Source organism: Oleiphilus sp. HI0066, from assembly GCF_001635725.1.
The window spans coordinates 1-21,008 of sequence record NZ_LWFH01001134.1 but is presented as its reverse complement, the minus strand read 5'-3'; the positions used below and the strand labels follow the sequence as shown (position 1 = coordinate 21,008).

Below are 21,008 nucleotides of genomic sequence, written 5' to 3'. Positions count from 1 at the left end.
GTTCGCTTAACACTGAGCTCGATGCGCTTTTCTAAAGTCAATATCTTCTTAAGAATTCTAGCGGCTGGGTGCTTCACTGGCGCGGTTGCGTACTTCATTCCCGAAATCATGGGTATCGGCTATGACACGGTTAACGATACATTTACCGGTAATGTCACACTCGGCATTTTATGCGGAATCGCTATTGCCAAGTTAATCGTAACCGCCGTAAGTCTTGGGCTTGGAATGCCCAATGGCATGATTGGTCCAACGCTATTTATCGGGGCAACAGTAGGCGGTGCGCTTGGTATTATTGCGCAATGGATTATGCCCTTCGCATCCTCAACAGGTTTTTATGCCATGCTTGGAATGGGCGCAATGATGGGCTCAGCCCTACAAGCACCTCTTGCCGCATTAATGGCTATTCTAGAGCTCACCCAAAATCCAAATATTATTCTTCCCGGCATGTTAGCAATCGTGATCTCAAGTATGTTTGCGAGCACAGTGTTCAAGCAGAGATCAATATTTATCAGCTTGCTCGAAGCGCAAGGGCTCGATTATTCGAACAGCCCAGCCGTTCAAGCATTGCGCAGCGCAAGTGTCGTCGCAATCATGGATAGAAAGCTTTCCCGCGCACAAAAATCCATTGAACTTGAAGACGCTCAAGAACTACTTCGTCAAAAACCAAACTGGATCGCGGTTGAAAACGAATCAGGTCAAACCATGTCATTGTTGCCTGCGGCGGATCTGGTTCATTTTTTATCGTCTTACGAAGACAACGATAAGCTACCTGAGCAGATTGCCCTGTTAGAGATCCCGGCTCAACGACGTGATGTTGCTAACATTTCTTACCAAGCAACGTTAGAAGAAGCGCTGAATAGCTTTAATCAGCAAGGTCATGGAGCGTTATTAGTTGAGAGAAACAGTGGTGGTTTAAAACGCATACTTGGGGTGGTCACAAAGAACGATATCGATCACTACTATCATTTTGAAGGACATTAAGAATGCTTTGGTTCAAAGCTTTTCATATTATTTCGATGGTTTGCTGGTTCGCAGCATTATTTTACTTGCCCCGCTTATTTGTCTATCACTCCATGGCCGACGATCAAGCAGGGATTGATCGCTTCAAGATCATGGAACGAAAACTCTATAGAGGCATTGCAACGCCCTCTATGGTTGCCACATTTATCTTTGGCTTTGCACTAATTGGTTATGCACCTGAATATTATGCTTCCCAGATTTGGTTCCATATCAAAATAACGCTGGTTCTAATCTTGGCTGCATACCATGGTTATTGTGGCGTGTTACTGAAGAGCTTTGCGCGCGATGAAAACGATAGAGGCCATGTATTCTATCGCTGGTTTAATGAGTTCCCTGTTCTTATTTTATTTGCGGTTGTCATTTTAGTGGTGGTCAAACCTGGGTTATGAGTTCTGCTCTTTCTGGCTTATACGCCATTACCGATCCAAACCTTATACCTAGTGGAGAGGAATCTCTTTGCAGAGCTGTGCGCGAAGCCTTATTAGGTGGCGCGCGTATTATTCAGTATCGCAACAAAATCGCATCGGTCGACCAGCAACTAAAAGAAGCGCGATTTATAAAATCTCTGACTCAAGAATTTGACGCTCTACTATTCATCAATGACTCGATTGAACTTTGCCTTGCCGCAAATGCTGACGGCGTTCATCTAGGCCAAAATGACGACAAAATTAGCTCTGCAAAACAGCAATTAGGCTCAAAGCTTCTAGGTGTTACATGCCACAACTCAATTGAGCTTGCCGAAGTAGCAATTGGCAATGGCGCAGATTACTGCGCATTTGGAGCAATCTTCCCCTCCACAACGAAACCGCAAGCTCAACCCTGTTCACTTGCGACATTACAACAAGCAAGTAAACTTCCTGTGTCAATTTGTGCAATTGGCGGAATTACTGCTGATAACGGAAAGCAAGTTATCCGACATGGAGCAGACATGCTTGCTGTGATTTCGGGTGTATTTGGGCAACCTTCTATTCAAGCTAATGCACGCGCATTAGCATCACTATTTTGATTTTTTGGAGTAAACAATGTCTCGTTCTGAAGACCTGTTTCACGATGCTCAAAGCGTCATACCTGGCGGTGTTAACTCGCCTGTTCGTGCTTTTAAAGGCGTTGGCGGTAGCCCTCTATTTTTTGAAAAAGGTGAAGGTGCTTACCTTATCGATGCAGACGATAAACGTTACATCGATTACGTCGGTTCATGGGGGCCTATGATCTTAGGTCATGCCAACCAAGATGTGGTCGAGGCGGTACAAAAGCAATTGCAACAGGGCTTAGGATACGGAGCTCCGACTGAACTCGAGACGGTGATGGCTAAAAAGGTCTGCGAGCTAGTTCCCTCGATTGAAAAAGTGCGCATGGTCAGCTCAGGCACAGAAGCAACAATGAGTGCTATTCGCCTCGCACGTGGGTTCACCGGTCGCGACAAGATTGTTAAGTTTGAAGGATGTTATCACGGCCACTCAGATTCGCTACTTGTTAAAGCAGGTTCTGGCGCTCTTACACTAGGCGTTCCAAACTCTCCTGGCGTTCCAGCAAGCCTTGCAGAGCACACCATTACCCTGCGTTTTAACGATATAGACTCTGTCCGCCAAGCTTTTTCAGAGATTGGTAACGATGTTGCCGCGATCATCGTTGAGCCCGTTGCAGGCAACATGAATTGTATTCCGCCTGTGCCAGGCTTCCTTGAAGGGCTTCGCGACATTTGTGACGAGTACAAAAGCGTACTCATTTTCGATGAAGTGATGACCGGTTTTCGCGTCTCATTAGGTGGAGCACAAGGTCATTTTGGCGTAACCCCCGATATTACAACCTTAGGCAAAGTAATCGGTGGAGGATTACCGGTCGGCGCCTTTGGTGGACGCGCTGACATTATGGATTACATTGCACCTACCGGTCCCGTATACCAAGCAGGCACTCTTTCAGGAAACCCCTTAGCGATGGCAGCAGGGCTAACTATGCTCACCAAAATAAGCGAAGCTGGTTTCTATGAGCACTTGATAGCCCAAACCACAAAATTAGTTGAAGGTTTAAAACAAGCCGCTAAAAACACAAACACCTCAATGTGTTTCAGTCAGGCAGGTTCTATGTTCGGCTTCTTTTTCAGCAAAGAAGATAAGGTTGATTTCTACGAACAAGTAGTGGAATGCGATATGGAAAAATTCCAACGCTTTTATCATGAAATGCTCAACGAAGGCGTCTATCTTGCTCCTTCAGCATTTGAAGCTGGCTTTGTTTCTAGCGCACACTCAGATGAAGTCATCGCGGCTACAATTGCTGCTGCCGAAAAAGTAATGGCACGTTTATAAGACTTGCTGCGCAAGAAGGCGCCTTAGTTCTTTTTCTATTTTTCAAATTTCGTCTTGATAGACGAGTTAAGGGAGTGCGCTGACACTCCCTTAACAATCCCAGTCAGCCCCTACCTCCTAGCCCTACGGGTTCATTCGTTGCTCAAGAATAAACAGCGCCTGCGGAACTCGCCTTCGGCTCAGACAGTCCTCGGCGTTCACCTGTTTATCCTTTGCGCGACTCATCTAGTCAGAAGAGGAAAGTTGGTGCAAACAATATACTTTATCAGAGCCAGCCCCTCTCATCTCGAGAGACGAAAGCGCGCTAGTGACAATCGGAAATACGCGAGGACTGTCTGAACGACCAAAGGGAGAGAGTTCCTCAGCGCCGATTGGAACAAGAGATTGAGTGAAGCCGCAGGCCACGAGAGTTGGGGCGCCTTTAGATTATTAAGACCTTTGACGTCAAAGGTCTTAATGCGCCGTCGGCCGCCGCCGACAGGAAAAGAAGTATTAAACTCAAAGTACTATCGAATGTAGCACTACCTTCAAGTCGTCCATCAAGACGAAAACTGAAGAAGAGTAGAAATTAGAAAGCATCACAAAAACCTCTCCAGCACCGAATTCAAAAACAAAAAACCCTCATCCGTTAATTGGATACGTTGCGTATCCTCCACAAACAAACCCTCCGATCGAAGTTGATCAATGATCTTGGACAGATCTGACAATTTCAGCAGAGTGCGCCGCTCTAATAAACGACTCTCAACTCCTTGCTTTAATCGCAGTGCATTCATCATAAACTCAAAGGCTTGTGCATCACGTTCGATGACTTCTTCGCCAATTCGATATTGAATTCGATCAGCCATATACGCTTCTGGTATTCGCGACTTACGGTATCGAAGTAGACGCCCATCTCCAGCAAGCGTAATTTTTGAATGCGCACCTGCACCTAAACCAATGTAATCGCCAAACTCCCAGTAATTCAAATTATGGCGAGCCTGCTTATCTTGTTGTGCAAATGCAGACACCTCATACTGTTGATAACCTTTATCTTTCAACAGTCCCGAGCCACTTTCAATAATTTCCCAAAGGGCATCATCTTCTGGAATTACGGGAGGCCGCGAATAAAACTCAGTATTCGGTTCGATCGTTAATTGATACCAGCTCACGTGTGTCGGAGACAATTCAAAAGCTCGCTTCAAATCATCCATTGCCAGCTCTGGCGTTTGATCGGACAAGCCATGCATTAGGTCGATATTAAAGTTACGAATACCCGCCGCTTTCAAAGCCTCAACAGCTTGGTACACATGATCAACAGTATGAATTCTTCCTAAAGCTTGGAGCTGATTATTTTGAAAGCTTTGAACACCGAGCGAGATCCGATTAATACCAGCTTCAACATAACCATTAAAATAAGCCGCATCGCTAGCACCAGGGTTAGCTTCCAGCGTAATCTCTATATCTTCAGAAAAGTTTAGATTCTCTCTCAAGGCATTTAACAACTGCCGGTAAAAATCCCCGCTCATTAAACTTGGGGTGCCTCCACCAAAGAAAATACTTTGCACTTCTCGGTCTTGCACATAGGCCAAATCAATATGAAGATCTTTGATCAAGCTATTCAAATAGGCAGATTCTGGGATATCTGTTTTTGCATGCGAATTAAAATCACAATACGGGCACTTCTTCACACACCAAGGCAGGTGTATATAAAGACTTAATGGAGGAAGAGAATGAGGCAAGATTACGCAGTCGTGCGAAGTTCAGGCAGAGACTGCTCAAGGAGCCGAAGTGCTGCACCTCGGTGGCTCATAGACGCTTTTTGCTCTGCGCTTAACTGAGCGGCCGAACATTCTAATTCTGGCACGATAAATACGGGATCGTATCCAAATCCTTCATTACCGCTTTGCTCAGTAGCGATACGGCCATGCCATGTTCCGTGACAAACAATGGGGGTTGGATCATCTGGGTGACGCACAAAAACAAGAACACAGTGGAATTGCGCATCGCGTTTTTCGGTCGGTACTTGAGACAATTCTCTGAGCAATTTATCAATATTACTCTGATCCGTCGCACCATCGGGATTGTCATCTGCACTATAACGCGCTGAGTAGAGACCAGGAGCGCCATTTAATGCATCGACAGCGAGACCTGAATCGTCTGCAAGCGCTGGCAAGCCGCTCTCTTTAGAGGCATGACGCGCTTTGAGAATCGCATTCTCAATAAATGTCAGTCCCGTTTCGTCTGCACCTTCAATACCGAGCTCTGACTGCGCGATGATCGTAATATTTGCAGGCGCAAGCATATTGCCGAACTCTTTTAACTTACCCGCGTTACCGCTCGCTAGTACGATTTTCATTCCGCTAGCCTCAATCGTTATAAAAATTATGTGTAAAACGAAGTCGGAACGGATCTACGACACCTTGAGGATAAATGACTGCATCAAAAGTAAGGATTTCACCCTCTCGATATTGAACTTGCCCAATGTAATAAATCGACTTTCCTTCAATGATTTGTTGGAAGTTCATATGTTGGACTTGTTGAATTTCGTTTTTAGCATTGATATCGACTAACGCACCGACTGCTTCTCGACGACCATCTTCCGAAACTTTGAGGACGCTAATATTCACCATGCCCATGGCGCGACTACGCACTAAATCATATTTACGTGCTATCTCTGGATGCAAAAAGGTACTCGTAAACGCAATGTAGTGTACCTCGTACTCCGCTCCATCTGAGCCTGTGAAAATTTTCTTTTGTTCTGCCAGAGTAAAGCTCGAAAACAACAAGACTAGGCTCATAACGACAAAACGCATTAAAACTGTATGTGTCATCATTACTTCTTCTCTATCCGGTAAACCGCAAACTCAGCGAGCAAATTAGGCCATAACTTTGCGAAGCTGTTCTCTTCGAACTCTGCATTGACCTCTAAGCGATTCAATACACGAATGCCTTTTTGTCTACACAGTATTTCGAAGTCCTTAAATGTACATAAATGGATGTTCGGCGTATTGTACCAAGTATGCGGCAAACTTTTCGACATCGGCATTTTGCCATTGAGCAGTAAATACTGCCGACAGCGCCAATAACCAAAGTTAGGAAACGTCACAATTCCTTGCTTCCCAACGCGAAGCATTTCGTCTAACAACTCATCAGGACGACGAACTGCTTGCAAAGCCTGGGTCATAATCACCGTGTCGAACTGATTATCCGAAAAGCCGCTTAATCCACGCTCATCAAGATCATGCTCAACAACATTTACTCCATTGACTATACATTCGGTAATACGGTCCTCATCGATTTCTAGACCGTAACCTTTTACACCTTTCTCAGATTGGAGATGCGCAAGCAGCAAACCATCGCCACAGCCCATATCCAAAACTGTTGAGGCTTGCGAAACCCAAGGGCTAATAATTTCTAAATCGCCTCTCATAAGCCCTGCTCCTTCGCAACACGCTGCATATAGGCCGAAAACGCGGCAGTATAACGTGGCGTAGGTATTAAAAAAGCATCATGCCCGTGCGGAGCATCTATCTCACAATAACTCACGGGTTTGTTAGCTTTAATCATGGCGTCTACTAAGACTTGAGAACGTTCAGGAGAGAAACGCCAATCACTGCTAAATGAGGCTACAAAATAACTGCATTGTGATACTTCTAAGGCTTTGACTAAATCACCGTCAAAGTCTTGGGCAGGATCAAAATAATCCAAGGCGCGTGTCATGAGCAGATAAGTATTTGCATCAAATGTTTTAGAAAAACGTTTACCTTGATAATTTAAATAGGACTCGACCTCAAATTCAACACCATAGTCAAAATTGAAATTTTCTGACTTCGTGACACGTCCGAATTTTTCGCCCATTGCCTCGTCAGACAAATAAGTAATATGCCCAATCATTCTAGCGAGCATTAACCCTTTGGCCGGCACGGTATCATGCAAGTAGTAACGACCATCATGGAAACTAGGGTCTGATGTGATTGCTTTACGTGCAATCTCATTAAAAGCAATGTTTTGTGCTGTCAGTTTTGGTGTCGAGGCAATAACTACAGCGTGCTTTACGCGCTTCGGATAATCCAAGGACCAACGCAATGCCTGCATGCCACCTAAACTACCTCCAACAACGGCAGCCCAGACATCTATACCGAGTACATCAGCGAGACGCGCTTGGCTTTCCACCCAGTCTCGAACAGTGACGATAGGAAAATCTGGCCCATAACGTTCACCCGTTTCTGGGCATAGAGTGGTTGGTCCAGTGCTGCCTTTACAACCACCGAGATTATTTAAGCAAACAACGAAGAAAACGTTTGTATCAATCGGCTTTCCTGGCCCGATGCAACTGTCCCACCAACCGGGTTTTGGATCATCTTCTTGGTGATATCCTGCAGCGTGATGGTCGCCAGAAAGAGCATGGCAAATCAGTACGGCATTTGAACGAGACTCGTTCAATTCACCGTATGTTTCATAGATCAAATCATATTGCGACAAGGTCTTACCGCAATCTAATTTTAATGCTTGATCAAAGTGTTGGAGTTTGGGCTCAACTAGCCCAACAGAATCAGCTAACACGCTAAAGATAATTCCTATATCAAAGGCCTTTCTATAATCGTGCGAGTGTAAACGTGCTGCATGTGGAGCGCAACTTGACCCGTTAGATAATGACCTTATGTGTTGGAGTGCGCCTCTAACTGCTTCGCGATCGAATGCGTCAATGCAAGTTGCTGTTTAAGCATATCGATACGCTTCTGCATAGTAGAACACTCTTCCCGCTGACTTTTCTTCTCTTGCGCTAAACTCTGGAAGCTTTCCATTTGTTGTCGAAGCGCTTCTTTTTGTTCAACGGTATATTGCATCAGAGGTAGTAGAGCATCATCGGCCCAACAAGCTGCCTGTTCGGCTAACTCTTCATACACCTTACGAACATCTTGAACGAATGCATTTTTAAAGTGCTTGATGACTAATGTCTGCTCTGTCATCAAGAGCTTAGGATTTCTTCGATAACGTACAAACTTAGCTTTGATTACAGAAAGCTTCTGTCGATATTTTTTAATCGAAAAGCGAGTCGGATGAAGATGGTCTGCTTGATGATCGTGTTTAAAACGAGCGTACATTGAATCAACCATCTTTTCCGCGACACGTATTTCAACCATAAGATTGTCAAAGACACGATCTACGTCGTAAAAGAAGCGGCGCATCGCTTCGATCAATCCTTTTGTACTCCATGCATCTTGCATCGCTCTGCGAATATCGTCGGCAAGTGCATCAAACTTATCGAGATGAACAAGATCATGGAGGATTTCTTTCTGCGACATCATCAAACGTCGACTTGAACGCAAAGCAACGAGTTTTCTATAGAACTCAGCATGATCTTGTTGTGTTTGATCAGCAATATCATTCAGAGATGACTCAGCATCTTCATTGCGTTCATGCGCTAGTAAATGTTCTTTTGCGCGAACTAGCTGATGCCGTATTACTTTTTCACTGCTCTGTACTAAAGAACTGATATCAGAAATAGCTGAGCTGTAGAGTAAACATTCACGCTCGTTAACCAACTGCTCTATCAGCAAGTTTTCAAATTTTTGGAGGCCACTTTTCTGACCTAGCGCATCATCTTGTTTTACTTTTGCATGTAATGCTTTCTTTGCTGAAACTGGCAACACATGCTCTGCGGCAATACAAAGCTTTCTAGCAGTATCCTGCTTCACTGACTCAATCGCTGCAGCCGTATACGTCTCGCCCTGTAAGTCGTCCCACAAGACATCAATTTTATTCAATAAGGCATAACAGTATTTTTCTGAAGCCTCTCCGTTCGGAGAGATATATTGATTCCAAATCGCCATATCGCTCGCAGTTACACCAGCATCAGCTGAAAGCAAAAACACAACCGCTTGTGCATTTGGAATCATACTCACTGTCAACTCAGGCTCCGAACCCAACGCGTTTAATCCCGGAGTATCTAAAATACGCACACCTTGTTGTAGCAAAGGATGCTTTAGACTGAGCTGCGCATGACGCCATCGAGGAATAATAACCTTCTCGGGGTTTTCAAGATCTTGCTCTTGCATTGATTCTTCAAACCCCAAGGCAAGCGCTTCGTCTTTACTAACTGACACAACCTCAGCCACGCGTTCTAATATCTTACTGGCGTCATCTTGTGATAGCTCATCTAATTTATATGATTCCCATAGCTCCGTTTTTTGCTTCATTTCTGTAATAGTGAGATTCAGACGACGGCTCTCGATAGGCAATAAACGCAAATAAGAACGCTTAACTTGGCGATCATAAAATAATTCTGTGGGGCACATTGTTGTACGCCCCGCTTTAGAAGGAAGAATTCGTTGGAAATTTTCTGTATGAAGGAGCGCGTTAATTAATTCCGTTTTACCACGGGAAAATTCACCTACAAGTGCCAAAGTTAGCTCATCCTCTTGCAGTTCCAAGCAAGTACGAGCTAGACGTTTAATAACATCTTCTGAAGCAGCACCGTTTTCTGAAAGCCACGAACAGTATGTTTGAATCTGCTCAAGTAAACCTTGTTTCCAAGCGTAAAATTGATCAACACGCTGAACAGAATGACTTAATGTTTGAGGTGAACCCATCTTGGTCACAATCGCCCTATCTATACACAATAAATTAAGTATAGATAGGATTTAGAAAGTGCTGATTGAAAGATGCTTTTTTGTGCAGTGTTTTATGTTTTTTACAAAACGACTACAGAAGTGAAAATGACATTCCGAACTGCTGACTTAAGCCATTCAAAACAATTGCCAAGATCTGCAAAACAAGAAAAGCAAAAATTGGAGATAAGTCTAACCCGCCCATAGCAGGAAGAATTTTTCGAAAAGGAGCCATCACAGGCTCGCATATCTGGTTCACCAACATGAGCGCTGGGTTCGAACTACCAGGAGCAATCCAGCTCGAAATAATCATGATAATTAGTGCAAAGAAGTAAAGTTTTAAAATCATACCTAACACTAACAACACCGATAACGCGATTAATGATCCAATATCTGGCAATCCACCTGCGACTACTAAAAATTTAATCGCAAGCATCACAGCTTGAAAAACCAAAGCGAACAATAAAGTTGCTACATCAACCCCACCAAAACCAGGAATGACTCGTCGTAGAGGAACGACAACAGGATTACTCGCTTTTACAATAAATTGAGAGATAGGGTTATAAAAATCGGCACGAGATACTTGCAGGATAAAACGTAGCAAAATCAAAAATAGATAAAGATAAGTGATGGTATCGAGAATGAGAGTAAAAATTTGTTGCGTCATATTTATAAACAATCCTTTTAAAAACTGCGTCTAGGATATTCGAGCCATCCTTAAATTACAGCTTACAAGAGATTCAGCATTCAACTGCTTTGGGCTGTCATGAAATCAGTGACTTTATCTAAGGTAACAGGCTTTGCATAAAAACTGAGGCCAAGATCTTCGGCTTTGATTTGCACGCGCTCCTGAAAATTCGCAGTCAACAATGCGATGCGGACATTTGGACACAATTCCTGAAGTTTAGGCGCGACCGTCAATCCATCCTGCCCAGGCATATTTAAATCTAAGAAAATGCCTTCATATTTCTGCTGCTTGCAAAGCTCTAAGGCAACCTCTGCTGTTCCAGCTTCTGCAACACAAACATTCGCATAGTTATCCTCAATTAGGCTTTTGAGCATAACCCTCGAAATTGCACTGTCATCTACCAATAATACGTGTTTCAACATTTGCTTTACTTCACGTAGCTAATTTGGCGAATTAGTATAGTTGCTTTTCTCAAATTCCAAGGTCGTTTTATGCAAGAAAAGCACTTTATCTGCGCCTTAGACACATTGCAGGGAAAGCAATCATTTGGTTTTCGTGCGCCGAATGTTGAAGGCTTCGTTGTAATAAAAGATAAGAATGTATTTGGATATCGCAATTCATGCCCCCATATTGGCATGAACCTTGAATTCCAAGAGCATCGATTTCTTGATGCCGATGATGCATTCATTCAATGCTCGATGCATGGCGCATTATTTGAAATCGAAAATGGCCTGTGTGTTCATGGCCCATGCCTTAACCAGGCTTTGACTCCGTTAAGGATTCAGGTTGAAAATGAAAAGATATTTTTCATCCAAGACTAAATGCTACAAACGTGGCATTAGTCGCGCTACGAAAACAAAGTGATAGCGAACGTAAGAAGTTTCTGATAGCGTTCGCAAGCTTAAAATTTGGGCTGTCTAATTTTACAGGCATTCCAACTTGCCTTAGCAAGCACAGTATTGAAAGAAATAAGAGAAATAACTATGCCGGCAACTAAGAGTACAGATACATTCAGTTCATTTGAGCCGTATCAACCTGCTGCAGATGAAGAATACATGAGTGATGGCCAACTTCAGCACTTCCGTCAAATTCTATTGAGCTGGAAGCAAGAGTTAATGGAAGAGGTCGACCGTACAGTGCATCACATGAAAGAAGATGCTTCTAACTTCGCTGATCCAAGCGACCGTGCGACTCAAGAAGAAGAATTCAGCTTAGAACTCCGCACACGCGATCGCGAACGCAAGCTCATTAAAAAGATCGATAAAACAATCGATTCAATTGAAGCGGACGACTATGGTTTTTGCGAATCATGTGGCGTTGAGATCGGTATTCGCCGTCTCGAGGCTCGCCCAACTGCAACACAGTGCATTGATTGCAAAACGCTTGCAGAAATAAAAGAAAGCCAAGTCGGCATATAAGAAGCACTAAAATAGGGCGCACTTTGCGCCCTATTGTTTATCTATGCACTACAAAGGCCGCTTTGCGCCCTCTCCTACTGGCCCACTGCACCTTGGGTCACTCCTTGCTGCTTTAATTAGCTACCTAGACGCGCGTTCGAATAATGGATCTTGGCTTGTACGCATTGAAGACATCGATCCGCCGAGAGAAGTACCTGGCGCCAGTGAATCTATTCTTAACACACTTGAAGCATATGGCTTTGAATGGGATGCACCTGTTGTTTATCAATCTAAGCGTTATGACCTGTATGAAAGTAAGCTCAATTATTTATTAGACGAAAAGCACTGTTATTATTGCCCATGCAGCCGAAAGGAAATGGGCGAGCTCAATGGAGGTCATCTACCTGAATGTGGATATCACACCAATAACACCGCACCTAACAGTGCAATTAAGTTTCGATCAAATACGCATCCACAACACTGGAACGATTTATTCAAAGGACCAATATCTGCTCAAAGCGCAAGTGACTTTGTTTTAAAGCGCAAAGATGCACTTTACGCTTATCAATTAGCTGTAGTTTGCGACGATATTGATCAGGAAATCACTCACGTGCTTCGGGGGTCAGATTTATTAGATTCTTCCCCTATGCAACTCGAGTTATACAAGGCTTTCTCAACAACACCACCAAAATTCGGTCACTTCCCTTTAATTAAAAATAGCGACGGTCAAAAGCTATCAAAGCAAAATCTCGCTCCCGCGATTTCCCAAAGTGACATCATGTCTAACCTGCGAGAACTGTGCTGCATGATCGGATTGGATTTTTATAAGGCAGGCTCACCCAAAGATTTACTCAACACACTTACTGAGCAATGGCATTATGGTGTCTTACAAGGACACACTGGATACCTATTCAGTTAAGACGAATTTCACCTGTCGCTAGTCATAAGCATCACAGCTTAGGTATGATTTAGCATTCATTCATCGTTAGTTATTACCATCATGCATCGAATTTTAGTTATTGAAGATGACAGCACGGAACAATCCGATCTGGTCGATATTCTTAATCAAAACCAGTTTCAGGTTGAATGCGTCGAATCAATAACTCAGGCATTAGACGATGTTCCGCTAGCTTCCTTTGATTTAATTATTACCGATCTTCGTGTGAATGGTCAGGCTGGCACAGACATCATTCCACTCGCCCATGATACACCCGTCTTAGTCATGGCTAGCTTTGCTAGCCTTCGGTCTGCCGTAGAAGCTATGAAACTCGGTGCAGTCGACTATGTTGCTAAGCCTTTCGATAGCGCTGACTTACTATCTACCATTCACGATATCCTCGCCAAACAAAGCGAGAACAAGCGTGCTCCAAATCGCTCTACGGATCAGCAAGCAAGCGACCTCATCTATGGTCGTTGCCAACCCATGCGTAAAGTATTTAGCTTGATAGAAAAAGTAGCCCCAACCACCGCCAGCGTTCTAATTCAAGGTGAAACAGGCAGCGGCAAGGAGCTCGCGGCGAAGGCCATTCATAAGATGAGCCATCGCCGCAACCAAGAGATTGTGTGCATAAACTGCGCAGCGATTCCTGAGTCGCTGATAGAGTCAGAGCTTTTCGGTCACGAAAAAGGTGCATTTACAGGAGCTGGCTCTGCGCGTGCAGGTTTGATTGAAGCAGCCGATGGTGGAACTTTATTTTTGGATGAAATCGGTGAGCTGCCCCTTGATGCTCAGGCTCGATTACTTCGCGTTCTACAAGAAGGAGAAATAAGACGAGTTGGCTCCATCAGCTCTAAAAAAGTCGATGTGCGCTTAATTGCAGCAACACATAGAAATCTAAAGTCTTTGTCCCGTACCGGCCAATTCCGTGAAGATTTATATTATCGACTCAATGTTGTTCAAATTCGCCTCCCTCCATTAAGAGAGCGAGGAAAAGATATTACGGGCTTAGCTCACTTACTTTTAGAACGTGCTCGAGAGCGCTTAGCGAGACCAACGGTAGAACTCAGTACAGACGCACTGCGAGCCATTCAAGAATATAATTGGCCCGGTAATGTACGCGAACTTGAAAACGCGATCGAACGCGGCGTTATTCTTTGCGATCATGATCTTATCAATGCAGAACTGCTCGATATCGAAGCACTGCCATCAGAAGTAAGCCTTACTCAAGGATTAGTCCGCGGTAACGCTATGCAAACGGTTTCTTCATCACCTGTCCAAATTGGGAAACCGCTCTCTATGGAGGATTACTTCCAACAGTTCGTTCTAGAAAACCAATCAAAAATGAACGAAACAGAGCTCGCTAAACATTTAGGTATAAGCCGAAAAAGCTTGTGGGAGAAGCGTAACAAACTTGGCATTCCTCGTAAGAAAAGCGACGAACCACATTAGCTGCACGGCATGTTCCTTCCGGAAAATTGTCGACTTAGTCACATGATCAGCTTATAACCCACTGATTTTATGGTTAAAAAACAAACAACCAACGCACTGAAAACTCAAGAGATAACATTAAAGTAACAAAAATAACGGAAAAACGTTACTTTTAGTATCACTAATCCCCCCGCTACGCCCTTAGAACTAACCTGGTAAGCCAAGTGCCTGATTTACTTAGAATTTAATGAGTTGGCACGATTAACGCTTTAGGTAGATACAAAAAATAACAAAGCTTAATTTGCTGCGATTATCAAAATAAAAATAAAAACAGAAGCTTTTCGTAGCGCAGTCCGCAAAAACAAAAATAATAAAGCGGAGCGAACTGATTATTTTGAGCGCCTTGCTTTTTAGTGGGTCGATCGTGTTTTGAGCGAGTTATAAATGTAAGAACTACGACAAGTAGCAAACATTGATAACACAATCACTCAAAGCGTTTTTCCGCTCTATGCGTTCAAAGTATTCCGTTTGTCGTGCGTGATAACGCCCTGGTTGAGACATGGAACAACAATAACAATGACTGACGGTCTTGAACTGTTCAGCATGAAAGACCCGCTAAGGAAAGTAGGTAATTTCATGCTACGTCCTCCTTTTATTCTTCTTACTATATTTAGCGCGCATTAACGGCTAAACTTCTTCACCTCTTATTACGATAATTAAGATCAGGAAAACATGGCAGCATTGCCCCCTAGCATCATCTCTCGCGATGAACATCCCGTATCGCGCAAACATATTAGTCCGAATGCATTAAAGGTTCTTTATCGACTCGAAAATGCTGGTTTCAAAGCCTATTTAGTGGGCGGTTGTATTCGTGATTTACTGCTAGGTATTCAGCCAAAAGACTTCGATATCGCAACGAATGCTCATCCTGAACAAGTGCATAAGCTATTTTCGAATTCTCGTTTGATCGGCCGACGCTTCAAACTTGTACATGTTCTTTTTGGTCGAGAAATAATTGAAGTCGCAACATTCCGTGGCAGCAATGAAGATTCATCAGCACAGCAACAAACCGCTGAAGGAATGCTCACACGAGATAACGTGTACGGAACGATAGAAGAAGATTCTATTCGTCGCGATTTTACCGCAAATGCGCTGTATTACAGCGCAACTGATTTTTGCATTTATGATTATTGCGATGCCCTAACAGATATCAAAGCACACTCACTCAAGCTTATTGGCGAGCCTGAAGAGCGCTATCGCGAAGACCCTGTTCGCATGTTACGAGCAATTCGTTTCTCCGAAAAACTTAACTTCGATATCGAACAAAAAGCAGAACAAAGTATCCATGAACTATCTCATCTGATGTCGATGGTGGCGCCTGCCCGATTATTTGATGAAATTATTAAGCTTTTTGTCTCGGGTTATGGGGCCGCAATATTTGAGCGCCTATTAGATACAGGGCTATTTAAAGCCTTATTCCCAAGCGTTGCGCACACCATAGATAAAAGCCAAAAAGAACACTATCTCAGTTTTATCCGAGCGGCCTTAATCAACACAGACAAGCGCATCGCGCAAGAGAAACCCATCACTCCGGCGTTCCTTTATGCCTCTCTTTTATGGCCAGATGTCCATCGTATTTGGGGCCAAAAAATTGCTGAGGGGCTGTCAGACTTCCCTGCTCTACAACAAGCCGGTCATCAAGCGATCGAAGCTCAGTTACCGCACATCATGATTCCTAAACGCTTTATCCTGATGATGCGAGAGATTTGGGAAATGCAGATTCGATTGAGTAAGAACAATACTCGTCGCGCAGAGCAACTAGTTACGCATCCTCGTTTTCGCGCTGGCTATGATTTTTTGTTATTGCGGGAGCATGCTCAAGAAATTCTCCCAGGCTTAGGTCGTTGGTGGACAAAATATCAAGCAGATAACCCGCTACCAACAAATCATAAACCTAGGTCTAATTCTAGAAAACCAGCGCCTCGTCGCAGAAATCGTCGTCCTCAAAAAAGATCCGACTAGTGAACGTTTTACTTACCCTAGGGAGCAATCTCGACAACCCCATTGCCCAAGTTCAGAAAGCGGTTGCAGCCCTTCAACAAGAATCAGATATAGAGGTGCTTGAACAGGCTTCACTTTATAGTAGTAGTCCTCGTGGTCCTCAAGACCAAGATGATTACGTAAATTCTGCTGTACTCATTGATACACCTTTAAACGCGATCGACCTCTTAAAGCTTACTCAGCGCATAGAGAATGCTTTTGGCAGAACTAAAACGAGAGTTTGGGGTGAACGCATTATCGATATTGATATTATATTCTTTGGGCAAGAAAACATTTCTATCGAAGATCCAGATCTACAGATTCCTCACAGAGAAGCCTTAGTTCGCGACTTTGTGCTTATCCCATGCTTAGAAATTGCGCCCCATTGGCGCTTACCCAATGGCGAAGCTTTAGCAGACTATGTCAATAAGTGTGAACATCATGATCTCGTTAAGATTGAAATAAATTTGGCTTGTTCTTAAGCCAACATATAGCTAGTCTTTGCATGCAATTACCCACTTGGAAAAAGGGCTTATGACCACCACCACTTTATCGTTGAAGAAACTGAAGGAAGAAGGTAAGAAATTTTCTTGTCTCACCAGTTACGATGCGTGTTTTTCTGCCTTATCGAATGAGGCAGGAATCGATGTACTGTTGATCGGTGACTCTTTGGGCATGGTGCTTCAAGGCAACGACAGCACGCTTCCTGTTACCATGGATGATATGCTTTACCACACCGCTTGTGTGAAAAGTGGCAATTCCCGCAGCTTGATCATGGCTGACCTACCCTTCAATGCAAATAACAGCATCGAACAGACGATTCATAATGCAGGTCTGTTAATGCAAGCAGGTGCTCACATTATTAAAGTTGAAGGTGGTGCTTGGCTAAAAGAATCTATAGAAGAGCTAAGTTATCGAGGCATACCTGTATGTGCTCACCTTGGTCTCACTCCACAATCTGTTAACAAACTCGGCGGTTATCGAGTTCAAGGCAAAGAAGACAATTCGGCTAAAGCAATGCTTGATGCAGTGAAGGAACTAGAACAAGCAGGTGCCGATATGATTCTTCTTGAATGTGTGCCGACTCAACTTGCAGAGCAAATCACCAAGGCTGTTTCGGTTCCAGTTATTGGAATTGGTGCAGGTAATGTTACTGATGGGCAAGTACTAGTTGTACACGATATGCTAGGTCTTACTTCAGGCAAACTACCTCGTTTCGTGAAAAACTTTTTGGCTGAAACTGATTCAGTGCAAAGTGCGATTCAAGCTTACGATCAAGCTGTAAAAAATGGCTCTTTTCCCGGACCGGAACATAGCTTCTAAACCTTTATGAAAATACTTCATACTCTTAAAGAATTACGTGAAGAACTCAATCAAGCACGTAAAGCTAATCATAAAATCGGCCTTGTCCCTACAATGGGTAACTTACATGAAGGTCATTTACGGCTTGTTGATCGCGCTCGTGAATCAAATTCTTTTACGGTAGCAACAATCTTCGTTAATCCCCTGCAATTTGGTGAAAACGAAGACTTTGACTCTTATCCTCGAACTCTTGAAAAAGATAGCTCCTTATTAGCAGCTCGAAACTGTGATGTATTGTTCGCGCCTAATATTTTTGAAGTATATCCTGGGGGCTTGAAGGCTGAGTCAACCGTTCATGTCCCAGACATAACCAAACATCACTGTGGTGCGAGTAGGGAAAAACACTTTGACGGTGTTGCTACCATCGTTACGAAGCTTTTCAACATGGTTCAGCCAGACCAAGCCATATTTGGAGAAAAAGACTTTCAACAATTAATGGTGATTCGAAAGCTTACTAATGATCTATGTTTTCCTATTGAAATAGTCGGCGTACCGACTTGTAGAGAGCCAAGTGGCCTTGCATTGAGCTCTCGCAATGGTTATCTAAATGAAGAGGAACACCTGCGAGCAAGTAAGCTTTTTGCGGTTCTTCAACAAACTAAAAAAGCATTAGAGTCGAACGAAGATATCGTCGTTGCACGTCAGCAAGCGATTAGTTCTTTGACAGAGAATGGCTTTAAACTCGATTATCTTAATATTGCATCCGTTGATACACTTCTGCCGGCTAAGGATGCGGATAAGGAAATTGTAATCCTTGCTGCAGTCTTTTTAGGAGCAACGCGGTTAATAGACAATATTCGAGTTTCGTTAACTGACTAAATAACAAAAACGCACAAGGACTGGCATGAGACTCGATCAAAACCATAGCTATCTACCTCTAAAGAAGCTCGCTATCAAAGCGAAGTATGAGCGTATGCTTGATTACTTTGAGGAAGACCCAAATCGCCTTGATCGCTTCGGCATTCAAGCTCCATATGTGTATGCAGATTTATCCAAGAATTTAGTCTCGAACACCGTACACAAGGCGCTAATTAAACTAGCCGATAACGCAAATCTCAAAGATCAGACTCGCGCATTATTTTCAGGACAAGAGCTCAATGCAACTGAGCATCGTGCTGTATTGCATACTGCTCTTCGCGCCTTAAATCATAAAGAACTTCGAGCTTCAGCGCCTGAAATTCATCAGGAAGTCAATGCAGCGTTAGAACAAATAAAGAGTCTGGTTGATTCTCTTCATAAACGCGAATGGCTAGGATCAACTGGCAAAGCAATTACGCAGCTTGTCAGCATCGGAATTGGCGGGTCTTACTTGGGGCCGAAAATGGTCATTGAGGGACTACAGCACTTTCATATTGATGGCCTCGAGACACATTTTGTATCGAATATAGATGGTAGCGATGCAGTTAACGTGCTCGAGCAACTCGACCCTGAACGCTGTTTATTCCTGATCCAATCCAAGTCTTTTACTACCCTCGAAACACTTGAGAATGCGCACGTTTGCCTAGACTGGTTGAAAGATAAGCTTGGTCCGAGTGCTGATATTTCACGCCACCTTATTGCTGTTTCAAGCAATATAGAAGCAGCGTGTGCCTTTGGCATTGCCGAAGAGAATATTCTTCCTATGTGGGATTGGGTTGGCGGTAGATACTCTTTATGGTCTGCAATAGGTTTTCCAATCGCATTCCAACTTGGTTTCGATAATTTTATTAAGTTATTGCATGGCGCAGAAGCCATGGATAAACATTTCTACGAAACTGAATTCGAAAACAATTTGCCTGTAATGCTGGGGCTTATCGGAGTGTGGAACCGGAGCTTTTTAGGTCACGCATCGATTGCGGTTATCCCTTATGACCATCAACTACGATTCTTGCCCGAGCACTTACAGCAACTCGATATGGAAAGCAATGGTAAAACCGCTGATACAGAAGGCCATCAAATTAGCTATGCCAGTGGCCCATTGCTATTCGGTGGAGCGGGCACCAACGGACAACATGCTTATCATCAATTATTCCATCAGGGACGAGGCGCCGTTCCTATCGATTTCATCATTGCGAAAAACAGTCCTTATCCCGTACGTGATAACCACGCTCACTTACTTGGCAACTGTCTAGCTCAAAGTCGCGCGCTAATGGTTGGAAAATCGCGAAAGAACGCAGAGCAAGAACTTCTAGATAAAGGTGTTGCACCAGAGGAAGCGCGACGTATCGCACCGCATAAGGTGATCGCGGGTAACAAGCCTAGTAATACGCTACTTGTTGAGATGTTTAGCCCCGAGTCTATCGGTGCTCTAGTTGCCTTGTACGAACACAAAGTGTTTGTTCAAGGTCAAATATGGGGCATCAATTCATTTGATCAATGGGGCGTTGAGTTAGGTAAGGTATTAGAAAAAGAGTTGTTTCCTTTGCTCACTCAGGAAGCCGAGAAAAACAAGATAGATGCTCTAGACCCTTCAACCGCTAAGTTAGTACAACTCTTGCGTAGCTAGCCTGAGAATATGGTTCCTGGGCTAAAAAGGAACCTTTTCTAAATTCTGCCTTGTCGGTAATTGATTTATCAATTGACGATAAGGCAGCCCGCTCTTTGGCTCTAATTGATCAGCACAGAGATCAATCATCGGCAATAAAACGAAGGCATTATAAAATAGCTCGGGGCGAGGAAGTTCAACACCATCATGTATACCAACTAACTCGTTATATGTGATGATATCAATGTCTAAGGTTCTAGACGAAAATTTAGGTCCTGCTCGAGATCTGCCATGCTGGTCTTCTATTTCTTTAAGAACATCATTTAATTCAGAGATAGTCAGAGTCGTTGTAATACCAACGACCAAGTTAAAAAAATTAGACCCCTTAAATCCAACCGGCTCACTTTCATAAACAGGAGATACGGTAAGCTCTCCAAATTTTCTCTCAAGACATCTCAAGCAAGAACGGATATTCTTTTCCCGTTCAATGTTGCTTCCTAAACTCAGATAAACCTGCGACATTATGGTCGTGTTCGCTCTAGAATAATACCAACGCGATGAGCACTTGCTACAGCTTCGGGTTTCGCCAATTTTAGTTTAATCTTAGAGACCTCAAAAGCTTCGAATATATCGCTAATAATGCGCTCCGCTAAATACTCGACAAGGTCATGGTGCTGCTCTGTTACAAGGGCCTCTATTCGTTGAGCAACCTCGGCATAACTGACTGTATCGACAATATCATTGCTCAGCGCTGCTCGTCGTAAATCAACATCGAG

The 21,008-nt window shown here is 43.6% G+C and carries 23 protein-coding genes; 13 read left to right on the top strand and 10 right to left on the bottom strand.

Annotation, left to right across the window (positions count from 1 at the left end; translation table 11 throughout):
- The 4 genes from A3738_RS14995 to hemL all read left to right on the top strand — a co-directional run.
- Positions 1-981: chloride channel protein (locus A3738_RS14995; protein ID WP_231876661.1), on the top strand; the 981-nt coding region annotated here is incomplete at its 5' end.
- Between the two features lie 2 nt (positions 982-983).
- A complete protein-coding gene (hemJ, locus tag A3738_RS14990) occupies positions 984-1,409 on the top strand; it encodes a protoporphyrinogen oxidase HemJ (protein ID WP_068501684.1) in 426 nt (141 codons plus the stop codon).
- Positions 1,406-2,026 (top strand): thiamine phosphate synthase, encoded by a 621-nt coding sequence (gene thiE / locus A3738_RS14985; RefSeq protein WP_068501687.1) that lies wholly within the window; start codon positions 1,406-1,408, stop codon positions 2,024-2,026. The genes hemJ and thiE overlap by 4 nt, the downstream gene beginning before the upstream one ends.
- A gap of 16 nt (positions 2,027-2,042) precedes the next feature.
- Positions 2,043-3,323: a glutamate-1-semialdehyde 2,1-aminomutase gene (gene hemL, locus A3738_RS14980; protein WP_068482266.1), complete on the top strand. Its 1,281-nt coding sequence runs from the start codon at positions 2,043-2,045 to the stop codon at positions 3,321-3,323.
- Positions 3,324-3,901: 578 nt separating this feature from the next.
- Here the strand turns inward: hemL and hemW are convergent.
- From hemW to A3738_RS14940, 8 genes are all read right to left on the bottom strand, one after another.
- Positions 3,902-5,041, bottom strand: a complete 1,140-nt coding sequence (gene hemW / locus A3738_RS14975; RefSeq protein WP_197472307.1) for a radical SAM family heme chaperone HemW — start codon at positions 5,039-5,041, stop codon at positions 3,902-3,904.
- A 2-nt stretch (positions 5,042-5,043) separates the two neighbouring features.
- Entirely contained in the window at positions 5,044-5,658 is a 615-nt protein-coding gene (gene rdgB / locus A3738_RS14970; protein WP_068474421.1) for an RdgB/HAM1 family non-canonical purine NTP pyrophosphatase, read from the bottom strand.
- Positions 5,659-5,668: 10 nt separating this feature from the next.
- Positions 5,669-6,133, bottom strand: a complete 465-nt coding sequence (locus tag A3738_RS14965; RefSeq protein ID WP_231876660.1) for a DUF4426 domain-containing protein — start codon at positions 6,131-6,133, stop codon at positions 5,669-5,671.
- Positions 6,134-6,135: 2 nt separating this feature from the next.
- Positions 6,136-6,732, bottom strand: coding sequence for a methionine biosynthesis protein MetW (gene metW / locus A3738_RS14960; RefSeq protein WP_068474427.1), 597 nt, complete (start codon positions 6,730-6,732; stop codon positions 6,136-6,138).
- Positions 6,729-7,865: a homoserine O-acetyltransferase gene (locus tag A3738_RS14955; protein WP_369819807.1), complete on the bottom strand. Its 1,137-nt coding sequence runs from the start codon at positions 7,863-7,865 to the stop codon at positions 6,729-6,731. The genes metW and A3738_RS14955 overlap by 4 nt, the downstream gene beginning before the upstream one ends.
- Before the next feature lie 95 nt (positions 7,866-7,960).
- Positions 7,961-9,895 (bottom strand): dynamin family protein, encoded by a 1,935-nt coding sequence (locus A3738_RS14950; RefSeq protein ID WP_068482537.1) that lies wholly within the window; start codon positions 9,893-9,895, stop codon positions 7,961-7,963.
- Between the two features lie 112 nt (positions 9,896-10,007).
- Positions 10,008-10,580 carry a YggT family protein gene (locus A3738_RS14945; RefSeq protein WP_068482534.1) on the bottom strand — a complete coding sequence of 191 codons (573 nt, stop codon included), beginning with the start codon at positions 10,578-10,580 and terminating at the stop codon, positions 10,008-10,010.
- A gap of 80 nt (positions 10,581-10,660) precedes the next feature.
- Positions 10,661-11,023 carry a response regulator transcription factor gene (locus A3738_RS14940; RefSeq protein ID WP_068482532.1) on the bottom strand — a complete coding sequence of 121 codons (363 nt, stop codon included), beginning with the start codon at positions 11,021-11,023 and terminating at the stop codon, positions 10,661-10,663.
- Positions 11,024-11,092: 69 nt separating this feature from the next.
- Here A3738_RS14940 and A3738_RS14935 point away from each other — a divergent pair, with 69 nt between their 5' ends.
- From A3738_RS14935 to pgi, 9 genes are all read left to right on the top strand, one after another.
- Entirely contained in the window at positions 11,093-11,422 is a 330-nt protein-coding gene (locus A3738_RS14935) for a Rieske (2Fe-2S) protein (protein WP_068478117.1), read from the top strand.
- A 162-nt stretch (positions 11,423-11,584) separates the two neighbouring features.
- Entirely contained in the window at positions 11,585-12,019 is a 435-nt protein-coding gene (dksA, locus tag A3738_RS14930) for an RNA polymerase-binding protein DksA (protein ID WP_068478118.1), read from the top strand.
- A gap of 43 nt (positions 12,020-12,062) precedes the next feature.
- Complete coding sequence (gluQRS, locus tag A3738_RS14925) at positions 12,063-12,917, top strand: tRNA glutamyl-Q(34) synthetase GluQRS (RefSeq protein ID WP_068482530.1); 855 nt, start codon at positions 12,063-12,065, stop codon at positions 12,915-12,917.
- 81 nt (positions 12,918-12,998) lie between these two features.
- Entirely contained in the window at positions 12,999-14,387 is a 1,389-nt protein-coding gene (locus A3738_RS14920; RefSeq protein ID WP_068482526.1) for a sigma-54 dependent transcriptional regulator, read from the top strand.
- A 711-nt stretch (positions 14,388-15,098) separates the two neighbouring features.
- Positions 15,099-16,388, top strand: a complete 1,290-nt coding sequence (pcnB, locus tag A3738_RS14915; protein WP_068482523.1) for a polynucleotide adenylyltransferase PcnB — start codon at positions 15,099-15,101, stop codon at positions 16,386-16,388.
- Positions 16,388-16,888, top strand: coding sequence for a 2-amino-4-hydroxy-6-hydroxymethyldihydropteridine diphosphokinase (gene folK, locus A3738_RS14910; protein WP_197469455.1), 501 nt, complete (start codon positions 16,388-16,390; stop codon positions 16,886-16,888). Before pcnB ends, folK (A3738_RS14910) begins: the two co-directional genes overlap by 1 nt.
- Before the next feature lie 52 nt (positions 16,889-16,940).
- On the top strand, positions 16,941-17,729 hold the full coding sequence (panB, locus tag A3738_RS14905; protein ID WP_068482517.1) for a 3-methyl-2-oxobutanoate hydroxymethyltransferase: 789 nt from the start codon (positions 16,941-16,943) through the stop codon (positions 17,727-17,729).
- 6 nt (positions 17,730-17,735) lie between these two features.
- Positions 17,736-18,587, top strand: coding sequence for a pantoate--beta-alanine ligase (panC, locus tag A3738_RS14900; protein WP_068482513.1), 852 nt, complete (start codon positions 17,736-17,738; stop codon positions 18,585-18,587).
- A 25-nt stretch (positions 18,588-18,612) separates the two neighbouring features.
- Entirely contained in the window at positions 18,613-20,253 is a 1,641-nt protein-coding gene (gene pgi, locus A3738_RS14895; RefSeq protein WP_068482510.1) for a glucose-6-phosphate isomerase, read from the top strand.
- Between the two features lie 21 nt (positions 20,254-20,274).
- Here pgi and folK (A3738_RS14890) read toward each other — a convergent pair whose 3' ends face one another.
- Positions 20,275-20,754, bottom strand: a complete 480-nt coding sequence (folK, locus tag A3738_RS14890) for a 2-amino-4-hydroxy-6-hydroxymethyldihydropteridine diphosphokinase (protein ID WP_068482507.1) — start codon at positions 20,752-20,754, stop codon at positions 20,275-20,277.
- A partial coding sequence (locus tag A3738_RS14885; RefSeq protein ID WP_156504281.1) for a dihydroneopterin aldolase occupies positions 20,754-21,008 on the bottom strand: 255 nt, incomplete at its 5' end. The genes A3738_RS14885 and folK (A3738_RS14890), both read right to left, overlap by 1 nt.

What these genes read in the sequence shown, in the direction of transcription:
- hemJ (WP_068501684.1), top strand. Translation starts at nt 984, where the DNA reads ATGCTTTGGTTCAAAGCTTTTCATATTATTTCGATGGTTTGCTGGTTC.
- thiE (WP_068501687.1), top strand. Translation starts at nt 1,406, where the DNA reads ATGAGTTCTGCTCTTTCTGGCTTATACGCCATTACCGATCCAAACCTT.
- hemL (WP_068482266.1), top strand. Translation starts at nt 2,043, where the DNA reads ATGTCTCGTTCTGAAGACCTGTTTCACGATGCTCAAAGCGTCATACCT.
- rdgB (WP_068474421.1), bottom strand. Translation starts at nt 5,658, where the DNA reads ATGAAAATCGTACTAGCGAGCGGTAACGCGGGTAAGTTAAAAGAGTTC.
- A3738_RS14965 (WP_231876660.1), bottom strand. Translation starts at nt 6,133, where the DNA reads ATGACACATACAGTTTTAATGCGTTTTGTCGTTATGAGCCTAGTCTTG.
- metW (WP_068474427.1), bottom strand. Translation starts at nt 6,732, where the DNA reads ATGAGAGGCGATTTAGAAATTATTAGCCCTTGGGTTTCGCAAGCCTCA.
- A3738_RS14950 (WP_068482537.1), bottom strand. Translation starts at nt 9,895, where the DNA reads ATGGGTTCACCTCAAACATTAAGTCATTCTGTTCAGCGTGTTGATCAA.
- A3738_RS14945 (WP_068482534.1), bottom strand. Translation starts at nt 10,580, where the DNA reads ATGACGCAACAAATTTTTACTCTCATTCTCGATACCATCACTTATCTT.
- A3738_RS14940 (WP_068482532.1), bottom strand. Translation starts at nt 11,023, where the DNA reads ATGTTGAAACACGTATTATTGGTAGATGACAGTGCAATTTCGAGGGTT.
- A3738_RS14935 (WP_068478117.1), top strand. Translation starts at nt 11,093, where the DNA reads ATGCAAGAAAAGCACTTTATCTGCGCCTTAGACACATTGCAGGGAAAG.
- dksA (WP_068478118.1), top strand. Translation starts at nt 11,585, where the DNA reads ATGCCGGCAACTAAGAGTACAGATACATTCAGTTCATTTGAGCCGTAT.
- gluQRS (WP_068482530.1), top strand. Translation starts at nt 12,063, where the DNA reads ATGCACTACAAAGGCCGCTTTGCGCCCTCTCCTACTGGCCCACTGCAC.
- A3738_RS14920 (WP_068482526.1), top strand. Translation starts at nt 12,999, where the DNA reads ATGCATCGAATTTTAGTTATTGAAGATGACAGCACGGAACAATCCGAT.
- pcnB (WP_068482523.1), top strand. Translation starts at nt 15,099, where the DNA reads ATGGCAGCATTGCCCCCTAGCATCATCTCTCGCGATGAACATCCCGTA.
- panB (WP_068482517.1), top strand. Translation starts at nt 16,941, where the DNA reads ATGACCACCACCACTTTATCGTTGAAGAAACTGAAGGAAGAAGGTAAG.
- panC (WP_068482513.1), top strand. Translation starts at nt 17,736, where the DNA reads ATGAAAATACTTCATACTCTTAAAGAATTACGTGAAGAACTCAATCAA.
- pgi (WP_068482510.1), top strand. Translation starts at nt 18,613, where the DNA reads ATGAGACTCGATCAAAACCATAGCTATCTACCTCTAAAGAAGCTCGCT.
- folK (WP_068482507.1), bottom strand. Translation starts at nt 20,754, where the DNA reads ATGTCGCAGGTTTATCTGAGTTTAGGAAGCAACATTGAACGGGAAAAG.